Consider the following 7,600-nt stretch of genomic DNA (forward strand, 5'->3'; position numbering starts at 1 on the left):
CGGCGGCGATGCCGGCGGCGGGCTGGGGCGCCGGCCGGCGCGGCACCCTGTGGACGGTGCGCCTGCTGGCGCTCTGCCTCGCCGGCGCCGCTGGCGGGCTGGCCTGGGTGGTGGTGTCGCGCGGCCAGGAACGGGCGGCGGTGGAAGCGGCCCTGCGCCAGACCTCCACCGTCGACCTCGCCACCGGCGCCGGCAACCGCCGCCTGTTCCTCACCCTGGGAGCGGCTGAGGTGGCGCGCTCGCGCCGCTTCGGCCACCCGCTCAGCGTCGTGGTGCTGCGCCTGTGGGACGCCGCCGGCCTCGACGGCAGCGCCGGGCCGGGCGCGGCGGCGGCGGTGATGCGGGCGGTGGCCGAATACGGCCGCCGCGACCTGCGGGTCATCGACACCCTGGCCCGCCTCGACGACGACACCTTCGCCCTGCTGCTGCCGGAAACCCCTGCCGCCGCCGCCGATACGGTGGTGAGCCGGCTGCGCCGGCACTTCGACCTGATGGGCGTGCCGTGGCGCGACCGGACCATCAGCCCGCGTTTCGCCACCGCCGTCGCCGCCCTGCAGCAGGAGGACATGGACATCGAGCAGACCCTCGGCCGCGGCCTCGCCCAGCTGGTCCCGCCGCCTGCCGCCGCCGCCCCGGCCGGTGCCGCCGGGGCAGGCGCCGGCGGCCGTGACGCCGCATAGATGGGCGCCCGCCGTCGTGGTAGGCTGTCGTCCATGACCCCCCGACCGCCGCAGCCCGCCCGCCGATGACCGCTCCGCCGCCCGCCCTGGTTGCCGCCGGTGCCGTTGCCGTCACCGGTCTGGCGGTCGCCGCCAGCGCACCGCTGACGGTGCCGCTCGCCGCTCCGGTGGGGGCGCTGGTGGCGCTGGCGGGCGCCACCGCCGCCCTGGCCGCCGCGCTGCACTGCCACCGCCGCACCCGGCTGATGGCGCGGCTGCTGGACGGACAGGCCGATGCGGTAGTGGCGGTGACCCCGACCCGGGTGGTGACCGCCGCCAATGCCGCCGCCGAGGCCCTGTTCGGCACCCATCCGCCGCTGATCGGGCGGCTGCTGGAAGACCTCATCCCCGGCGCCGCCGAGGCCGGCAGCCTCGCTGCCCTGGGCACCGAGCGCAACGGCGTGCGCGAATGCGTCGGCCGCACCGCCGACGGCAGCGACCTGCCGCTGGAAGTCACCGCCCGGCTGCTCGACGACGGCACCGCCGTGCTCGGCTTCCGCGACGCCAGCCAGCGGCAGGTGGCCGACGGCGCCCTGCGCCGCAAGCTGCGCGAGCTGGAGAACAACACCCGCCTGCTGCGCGAGATCGAGACGCTGGCCTGCATCGGCTGCTACGACTTCTATCCCGCCTCCGACGAAGCGCTGTGGTCGCGCGAGCTGGAACGCATCTTCGGCCTGGATGCCGACCCCGCCAACCCGGTGCGCGGCTTCGACGCCTTCCTCGCCTGCGTCCACCCCGACGACCTGCCCGACATTCTGGCCGATGCCGAGGACCAGACCTGGCGCGAGAAGGAGCGCGTGTTCCGCATCGTCCGCTCCGACGGCGAGGTGCGGCACATCTTCTCCAAGGGCTACCGCGAGTTCGGCGCCGACGGGCGGGTGGTGCGGCTGTTCGGCATCGACCAGGACATCACCGACCGCATCGCCGCCGAGGCCGCCGTGCGCGAGAGCGGCGAGACCCTGCGACGGGTGTTCGACGCGGCGCCGGTGCCGCTGGTGGTGGTCGACCGCGCCGAGGGCCGGCCGCTGGCCGTCAACCGCGGCGGCCGGGCGCTGTTCGAGCTGGGCGAGGAAGACCCGACGACGCTGACCAGCGAAATGTTCTACGCCGACCCCGCCGACCGCGCCCGCCTGCTGGACCGGCTGGACGCCGAGGGCACCGTCCACGGCGTCGAGGTCGCCATGCGCACCCGCCGCGGCCGCCCGGTGTGGGTGGAGGTGTCGGCCTCGCTCATCACCTACAACGGCCGCCCGGCGATCCTCGGCGGGTTCCTTGACGTCGCCGCCCGGCGCAGCGCCGATGCCGCCCTGCGGGAGGGGCAGGACCGCCTGCACCGCCTGCTGCAGGCGGTGCCGCTGCCCCTGGCGGTGGTGCGGCTGAGCGACGGCCGCATCCTGTTCTGCAACCGCCCCGCCGCCGACCTGCTGGACGTGCCGCAGGACACGGCGGTCGGCCTCGGCGCCGTCGGTTTCTTCCCGGACCGGGCGGAGTTCGAGCGGGTGATGGGCACGCTGCGCCGCGACCGCCGCCTCGTCGACATGGAAATCCGCCTGCGCGACGGGCCGGACGGGCCGCGCTGGGCGCTGTGCTCAGCCCTGGCGGTGGATTACGACGGCGAGGACGCCGCCATCGCCGTCGGCACCGACATCACCGAGCGCCGCCAGGCGGAGGAACTGCTGGCCCGCGCCAAGCGGGAGGCGGAAGACCTCGCCCGCGCCAAGTCGGACTTCATGGCGGTGATGAGCCACGAGATCCGCACCCCCATGAGCGGCATCCTCGGCATGGTGCAGCTGCTGGCCGGCACCCGCCTGACCAAGACCCAGGCCGCCTATGTCGAAACCATCCACCGCGCCGGCGACACGCTGCTGCGGCTGGTGGGCGACATCCTCGACGTCAGCCGCATCACCGCCGGCACCATCGCGCTGGCCTCGGCCGACTTCGCGCCGCGCGACCTGCTCGACCGCATCGCCACGCTGATGCGGCCGTGGGCCATGTCCAAGCGCCTCGACCTGACGGTGGAGGTGGGGGAGACGGTGCCGCCGGTGCTGCGCGGCGATGAGGGCCGCATCACCCAGATCCTGTTCCACCTGGTGTCCAACGCCCTGAAGGTCACCGAGCGCGGCGGCGTCCGCCTGCGGCTGCGCACCCTGGGCGCCGCGCCCGGCGGCGGGCTGCGGGTGCAGTTCGCCGTGGACGACAGCGGCCCCGGCATCCCCGACGACATGCAGGCGCGCCTGTTCGACAGCTTCACCGTCACCGATGCCTCCGCCTCCCGCCAGCACGGCGGCGCCGGCCTCGGCCTGACCATCTGCAAGGGACTGGCGGAGGCCATGGGCGGGCGCATCGGGTTCGACAGCGTGCCCGGCAACGGGACCACCTTCTGGGTCACCCTCGACCTGGAGGAAGGCGCCCCGCCGGCCGGCACCGATGCCGAGGCCGAGGCCGCCGCAGCGGCCGCGACGGCGGCGGCCAAGGGCTCGCTGCGGGTGCTGCTGGTGGAGGACGACAAGGTCAACCGCATGCTGGCGGCGGAACTGATGCGCCGCGCCGGCCATCGGGTGAAGGCGGTGGCCGACGGCATGGACGGCGTGGCGGCGGCGGCCGAGGGCGCCTTCGACCTGGTGCTGATGGACCTGCACATGCCCGGCATCGACGGCGCCGAGGCCACCCGCCGCATCCGCGCCCTGCCCGACCGCGAGCGGGCGGCGGTGAAGATCGTGGTGCTGACCGCCGACATCACCGACGCCGGCCAGCGCTCCGCCCGCGAGGCCGGGGCCGACAGGGTGGTGGCCAAGCCGTTCCGCCTCGACATGCTCAACCGTGTCGCCGCCGACCTGCTGGGGGCGGTGCCGCCGCCACCACCGCCGCCCCCCGCCCCGGCGACTCCGCGTCGGCGGGCGCAGGCGGCGGCCGCACCGGCCGCCCTGCCGCCGGCTCCGCCACCCGCAGCACTGCCGTCTCGGTCTCCGCCTCCTCCGCCGGCGCCGGCGGGCCGGCCGGTGGTGCGGCCCGATCCGGCGCTGGTGCCGCCGGAGTCGCTGATCGTGCGGCAGTGGGATGACCTGGGGCCGGAGGCGGTGCTCGGCCTCATCGACCTGTTCCGCACCACCACGCCGCCGCGCCTGGACACGCTGGACGCCGCCATGGCGGCCGGCGATGCCGCCACGGTGGTGGAGGAAGCGCACGCCCTCAAGGGCGCCGCCGGCGTGCTCGGCCTGACGCCGCTGCACCGCCTGCTGCAGGAGGTGGAGGCCGATGCCCAGGCCGGCGACCTGGATGCGGTGCGCCTGACCATGGCCAAGGTGCGGCGGGTGCATGCCGCCACCATCGACGCCCTGGCGGTCTACGGCGCCCCGGCGGCGGCGCCGGAGGTCTGACCCCCAGCGCGGCGGCTGGTGGCTCGCCGCCGGGTCGCAGTCGGGCGCGGCGCGGTAGAAGGCGGCATCGTCGCCGCGCGACACGAAGGCGCCGATGGGAATGAAGGCATCCGCCCCCTCGCGCATGACCGAGGCGCGGTAGGGCCGCTGGCTGCCGTCGGCCAGGGTGACGGTGCCGCAGCCGACGACGCCGCTTTCGATCTCGTCGCGCAGCACCCAGCGATGGTTGATGGCCGCCGCCGGCTCCTTCACCTGCCGCCGCACCGCCTCCTCCAGCGCCGCCGTCAGGGCCGGCGACGGCTCTATGCGATAGGCGGCGGCGGCCGGCGGCGCCACGGCGGCCGTAGCGACGGCACCGGCAGCGGCGATGGCAAGGAGCAGGGGCCGCATCATCTCCGTCACTCCACGTCCGGGGTGAACACATAGCCGACGTTGCGCACCGTGACGAGCAGGCGCGGCTGGGCCGGGTCGTGCTCGATCTTCTTGCGCAGGCGGCCGATCAGCACGTCGATGGAGCGGTCGGCCGGCGACCATTCGCGGTTGGACACCGCATCCAGCAGGCGGTCGCGGGTGAACACCCGCTGCGGCTGAGCCGCCAGGGTGGCGAGCAGGTTGAACTCGCCGGTGGTCAGCGGCACGTTGACGCCCTCGGGGTCGGTCAGCAGCCGCCGGCCGGTATCCAGCCGCCAGCCGTCGAAATCGTAGGTGGCGCGGTCGTCGCGGTTGGCGGCGGCACGCTGGGTGCGGCGCAGGATGTTCTTCACCCGCGCCAGCAGCTCGCGCTGCTCGTAGGGCTTCACCACGTAATCGTCGGCGCCCAGTTCCAGCCCCACCACCCGGTCGACCGCATCGGATTTGGCGGTCACCAGCACGATGCCCATGTCCGACTGCGCCCGCAGCGCCCGCAGCAGCGACAGGCCGTCGCGTCCCGGCAGGTTGATGTCGAGCAGGACCAGGTCGAAGCGACGGCGCGCCAGCTGGCGGTCCATCTCGTCGCCGTTGGCGGCCTCGGCCACCCGGTACCCCTCGCGGTTCAGGTAGGCGGCGAGCACGGCGCGGCTGACCTGCTCGTCCTCGACGATCAAGATATGATGCGATTCCGGTTTCATGCCGTGGATCAGTCCCCCTCGACGGCATCCTGCGCCCACCATTCAACCAGTGAGCGCGCTGCGGCGCCCGCGACAAATGTAGCGGTTTACCGGCCGTTTACAAAATCGAACCCATCGTTTACCGCGACCGCCTTCGCCGTTCACACGGGTCTGGTATCACCAACACCGGCTTCATTGCGGAGCCGCCGGGGGTCCGGTTGCTTCGGGGGAAGCGCCGGACCTGCTGACGATCCCGGCGCCTCACGGCGCACCCTTGGGGAAGGGGGGATGGGCAGCGGCGGTCACCATTAGGGGGGTGCCGCACGGCGCCGGGCTTCGGTCCGGCACGGGATGGACAGCCTGCCGGTCGGGGAACCCGATGGGGGACCGGCAGGCATCCTTCCCGCCTTGCGCCGGGTTCTGCCCGGCGTCCTCATCTGCGTCTCGATTGACCTGCGCCGGCCACCAAGGGCCGGCGCTTTTTTTCGCACCCGCCCCCGCTCCGCCCGCGGTCCGACGACCCGCGACGCCCGATCGGCGTTTCGCATGGGCGCCATGCGGCTTCGTCATAAAACCTTAAGTTCCACAGTGGTATGGTGCGCACTACCGTCGCGGGACCGGCGGCGCCGCAGGCGGTATTCAGGGGCCGCCGGACCGTGCTACCGTCACCTACCGCGCACCCCGGCCCACGGAGGACGACAGACCCGATGGCGATTTCCAAGGACCTTCTGGACGACCTGCGCCGGCGCCGGGAAACGGCCCTGCTGGGCGGTGGCCGCGACAAGATCGACGAGCGCCACGCCCGCGGCCTGCTGTCGGCGCGGGAACGGCTCGACGCCCTGTTCGCCGCCGACACCTTCCAGGAATTCGGCCTGCACGCCCGCCACCAGACCCGCCACTTCGGCATGGAGGGCAAGGATCTGCCCGGCGATGCGGTGGTGACCGGCATCGGCTTCGTCGACGGCCGCCCGGTGGCCGCCTTCAGCCAGGATTTCACCGTCGCCGGCGGCTCGCTCGGCCGGGTCCATGCCGGCAAGATCTGCGATGTGATGGACTATGCCATGCGCGGCGGCATGCCCATCGTCGGCTTCAACGATTCCGGCGGCGCCCGCATCCAGGAAGGCGTCGACAGCCTGTCGGGCTACGGCCAGGTGTTCTACCGCAACGTGCTGGCCTCCGGCGTGGTGCCGCAGGTGGCCGTCATCTCGGGCAGCTGTGCCGGCGGGGCGGCCTATTCGCCGGCGCTGATGGACTTCATCATCATGACCCGCGGCTCGGGCAACATGTTCATCTGCGGGCCGGAGGTGATCCGCGCCGCCACCGGGCAGGTGACGACCATGGACGAGATCGGCTCGGCCATGGCGCATGCCAGCGTGTCGGGCAACATCCACTTCATCGCCGACGACGACATGCACGCCGCCGCCATCGTGCGCGACCTGCTGTCCTACCTGCCGTCCAACAACATGGCCGATCCGCCGCACGACCTGGCGGCCCACATCACCCTGGCCGACGATCCCGGCCTGGATGCCATCGTGCCCGAAGACCCGCGCATGCCCATCGACGTCAAGGCGGTGATCGCCCGCATGGTCGACGGCGGCCGGTACCTGGAGGTGCAGGCGCTGTTCGCGCCCAACATCGTGTGCTGCTTCGCCCGCGTCGCCGGCATCGTCACCGGCATCGTCGCCAACCAGCCGGCGGTGAAGGCGGGCACGCTCGACATCGACGCCTCCGACAAGGCGGCGCGGTTCATCCGCTTCTGCAACGTCTTCAACATCCCCATCGTGACGCTGGTGGACGTGCCCGGCTTCCTGCCCGGCGTCAACCAGGAACGCCACGGCATCATCCGCCACGGCGCCAAGATGCTGTTCGCCTACGGCGCCGCCACGGTTCCGAAGATCACCGTCATCCTGCGCAAGGCCTATGGCGGCGCCTATCTCGCCATGTGCTCGCGCGACATGGGGGCGGACCTGGTCTACGCCTGGCCGTCGGCGGAAATCGCCGTCATGGGGGCCGAGGGGGCGGTGAACATCCTCTACCGCCGCGACCTCAAGGCAGCCGACGATCCGGTGGCGAAGCGGCAGGAACTGGCCGCCGAGTACCGGCGCGAGTTCGCCAACCCCTACGTCTCCGCCGGCAAGCTGTTCGTGCATGACGTCATCGAGCCGGCCCGCACCCGCGCCGCCGTGGCGCTCGGCCTGCGCAGCCTGCTGTCGAAGCGCGAAACCCGCCCCGCCAAGAAGCACGGGAACATTCCGCTGTGATCCTCGAAGACCTGGAAATCGTCTTCCTCGGCTTCGCGGTGGTGCTGATCGTGCTGACCGCGTTGTGGGGGGTGACCGCCCTCATCGGCCGGGTGATCGTCGCCCGCGATGCCGCCGCCCGCGCCGCCGCCGAACGCCGCGCCGCCCGCGCCCAG

4 protein-coding genes are annotated in these 7,600 nt (G+C 73.2%); 3 read left to right on the plus strand and 1 reads right to left on the minus strand.

Going from position 1 to position 7,600, the window contains the following annotated elements:
• The coding region (locus ABD056_RS22110; RefSeq protein ID WP_343870378.1) for a GGDEF domain-containing protein at positions 1 to 680 on the plus strand (680 nt) is incomplete at its 5' end.
• Positions 681 to 745: 65 nt separating this feature from the next.
• The gene (locus tag ABD056_RS22115) at positions 746 to 4,096 is read left to right on the plus strand and encodes a PAS domain S-box protein (protein WP_343870380.1); all 3,351 of its coding nucleotides are present in this window, start codon (positions 746 to 748) and stop codon (positions 4,094 to 4,096) included.
• Positions 4,097 to 4,494: 398 nt separating this feature from the next.
• On the opposite strand, the gene ABD056_RS22120 is transcribed toward ABD056_RS22115, so the two are convergent.
• A complete protein-coding gene (locus ABD056_RS22120; RefSeq protein ID WP_343870382.1) occupies positions 4,495 to 5,205 on the minus strand; it encodes a response regulator in 711 nt (236 codons plus the stop codon).
• A gap of 686 nt (positions 5,206 to 5,891) precedes the next feature.
• On the opposite strand from ABD056_RS22120, the gene ABD056_RS22125 reads away from it, so the two are divergent.
• The gene (locus ABD056_RS22125; RefSeq protein ID WP_343870384.1) at positions 5,892 to 7,445 is read left to right on the plus strand and encodes an acyl-CoA carboxylase subunit beta; all 1,554 of its coding nucleotides are present in this window, start codon (positions 5,892 to 5,894) and stop codon (positions 7,443 to 7,445) included.
• The last annotated feature ends 155 nt before the right edge of the window (positions 7,446 to 7,600 follow it).

This window comes from Caenispirillum bisanense, assembly GCF_039523075.1.
GTDB classification, from domain to species: domain Bacteria; phylum Pseudomonadota; class Alphaproteobacteria; order Rhodospirillales; family Rhodospirillaceae; genus Caenispirillum; species Caenispirillum bisanense.